This is a genomic window from Agrobacterium sp. ST15.13.015, assembly GCF_027871645.1.
Taxonomy (GTDB): domain Bacteria; phylum Pseudomonadota; class Alphaproteobacteria; order Rhizobiales; family Rhizobiaceae; genus Agrobacterium; species Agrobacterium leguminum.
This window is the reverse complement of the sequence record NZ_JAQAHF010000039.1, coordinates 1-3,179: the sequence shown is the minus strand read 5'-3', so window position 1 is coordinate 3,179 and position 3,179 is coordinate 1. Positions and strand designations below refer to the sequence as shown.

The following is a 3,179-nucleotide window of genomic DNA, read 5'->3' as shown; positions in this document are numbered from 1 at the left end:
GTTTTATTATAGCATAAAGGCCGCATTTGCGGCCTTTTGATTTGGGCTTTTTTGCCCTTTAGTGATTGAGAAGATTTTGAGTTGCGTTTTGCAGACCTGGCAGCGACCTACTCTCCCGCGTCTTGAGACGAAGTACCATTGGCGCTGGGGCGTTTCACGGCCGTGTTCGGAATGGGAACGGGTGCAGCCGCCCCGCGATAACCACCAGGTCGGCAAAACGCAACATATGTTCATGCGGTAGCATGAACATATGTTGCTATTTTTGGATTGGCATGCCTTATCCCGTTCGCTTGTCGCTCACGGGGGACGCCAATCGGCCATACGGTCACCTTTGATATGAGGGACCAGTTGGCCAAAGCAACCTTGTTCATGTTTTCACATGACTGTTGTTTTCGAGAAGCTGGAGAGCCAAAGCTCTATTTAATTTACACGTCTTTCTGTGACCGATCCGCATTCCACCTTTGCTCGAGACCGAGCGAGGCAGCCATACAGGACGCTAGTCCGTCGCGCCTTATGGCGCGCGCCGTCCGCAGGGCCTTTGGCCCGTGAGGACAGAAGATGATGTCATCGAACTTTGTTCGATGAACATATTCAATGGGAACGAAGAAGTCGATCGAGCTATTAGTAACGGTAAGCTTCACACATTGCTGTGCTTCCACACCCGTCCTATCAACGTGGTCGTCTTCCACGGCTCTGATAGGGAACACTCGTTTTCAGGTTGGTTTCCCGCTTAGATGCCTTCAGCGGTTATCCATTCCGTATATAGCTACTCTGCTATGCCCTTGGCAGGACAACAGATCCACCAGAGATACGTCCATCCCGGTCCTCTCGTACTAGGGACAGATCCTGTCAATATTCCTACACCCACGGCAGATAGGGACCGAACTGTCTCACGACGTTCTGAACCCAACTCACGTACCGCTTTAAATGGCGAACAGCCATACCCTTGGGACCTGCTCCAGCCCCAGGATGCGATGAGTCGACATCGAGGTGCCAAACAACCCCGTCGATATGGACTCTTGGGGGTCATCAGCCTGTTATCCCCGGCGTACCTTTTATCCGTTGAGCGATGGCCCTTCCACACGGGACCACCGGATCACTATGACCGACTTTCGTCTCTGCTCGACTTGTCAGTCTCGCAGTCAGGCTAGCTTATGCCATTGCACTCGACGACCGATTTCCGACCGGTCTGAGCTAACCATCGCGCGCCTCCGTTACTCTTTCGGAGGCGACCGCCCCAGTCAAACTACCCACCATACACTGTCCCGGATCCGGATAACGGACCGCGGTTAGACATCCACGAAGATAAGGGTGGTATTTCAAGGATGGCTCCACAGAAACTGGCGTCCCTGCTTCAAAGCCTACCACCTATCCTACACATGCCTTGGCGAATGCCAGTGTAAAGCTATAGTAAAGGTGCACGGGGTCTTTCCGTCTGACCGCAGGAACCCCGCATCTTCACGGGGAATTCAATTTCACTGAGTCTATGTTGGAGACAGCGGGGAAGTCGTTACGCCATTCGTGCAGGTCGGAACTTACCCGACAAGGAATTTCGCTACCTTAGGACCGTTATAGTTACGGCCGCCGTTTACTGGGGCTTCAGTTCAGAGCTTGCACCCCTCCCTTTAACCTTCCAGCACCGGGCAGGCGTCAGACCCTATACGTCGTATTGCTACTTCGCAGAGCCCTGTGTTTTTGATAAACAGTCGCTACCCCCTGGTCTGTGCCACCCCATCATACTTGCGTACAAAAGGGTCACGCTTCTTCCGAAGTTACGCGTGCAATTTGCCGAGTTCCTTCAACATAGTTCTCTCAAGCGCCTTGGTATACTCTACCTGACCACCTGTGTCGGTTTCGGGTACGGTCTATACGGTGGAGCTATTTCCTGGAACCTCTTCGCCGCCCAACCAATCCAGTAAGGTTGAACAACACACGAGATCCGTCACTACCACCAGGCCCACGAATATTAACGTGGTTCCCATCGACTACGCGTGTCCGCCTCGTCTTAGGGGCCGGCTAACCCTGCTCAGATTAACTTTAAGCAGGAACCCTTGGTCTTTCGGCGAGGGAGTCTCTCACTCCCTTTATCGTTACTCATGTCAACATTCGCACTTCCGATATCTCCAGCAGCCCTCACGGGTCCGCCTTCACAGACTTACGGAACGCTCCGCTACCACTTGCGATTACTCGCAAATCCTCAGCTTCGGTGCATGGCTTTAGCCCCGTTACATTTTCGGCGCAAAGACCCTTATTTAGACCAGTGAGCTGTTACGCTTTCTTTAAATGATGGCTGCTTCTAAGCCAACATCCTGGTTGTTTTGGGATCCTCACATCCTTTCCCACTTAGCCATGACTTGGGGACCTTAGCTGGAGGTCAGGGTTGTTGCCCTTTTCACGACGGACGTTAGCACCCGCCGTGTGTCTGCCGACTAGTACTCCTCGGTATTCGGAGTTTGGTTAGGATCAGTAAGACGGTGAGTCCCCATAGCCCATCCAGTGCTCTACCCCCGAGGGTATTCGGTCGACGCTCTACCTAAATAGATTTCGCGGAGAACCAGCTATTTCCGAGTTTGATTGGCCTTTCACCCCTAGCCACAAGTCATCCCGAACTATTGCAACAGTTATGGGTTCGGCCCTCCAGTTGGTGTTACCCAACCTTCAGCCTGCTCATGGCTAGATCACTCGGTTTCGGGTCTAATGCAACTAACTAAATCGCCCTGTTCAGACTCGCTTTCGCTGCGCCTACACCTACCGGCTTAAGCTTGCTAGTTACACTAAGTCGTTGACCCATTATACAAAAGGTACGCCGTCACTCTTGCGAGCTCCGACTGTTTGTAGGCATCCGGTTTCAGGTTCTATTTCACTCCCCTCGTCGGGGTGCTTTTCACCTTTCCCTCACGGTACTTGTTCGCTATCGGTCATGCACGAGTACTTAGGCTTGGAGAGTGGTCTCCCCATGTTCAGACAGGATTTCACGTGTCCCGCCCTACTCAAGGACAATGACTGTTCTACGCGTAAGGGGCTATCACCCTCTATGGCCGACCTTTCCAGATCGTTCCGCTTTATTCATCATTGCCACTGGCCTGGTCCGCGTTCGCTCGCCACTACTTGCGGAGTCTCGGTTGATGTCCTTTCCTGCAGGTACTTAGATGTTTCAGTTCCCTGCGTTCGCTTCTTAC

Annotated in this window: 2 rRNA genes; both read right to left on the bottom strand. The window is 52.7% G+C overall.

The annotated features are described in order from the left end of the window. Positions 1 to 94: 94 nt before the first annotated feature. Positions 95 to 209, bottom strand: a 5S ribosomal RNA gene (gene rrf / locus PIB16_RS26580). Between the two features lie 391 nt (positions 210 to 600). Next, positions 601 to 3,179, bottom strand: a 23S ribosomal RNA gene (locus PIB16_RS26575); the annotation flags it as partial.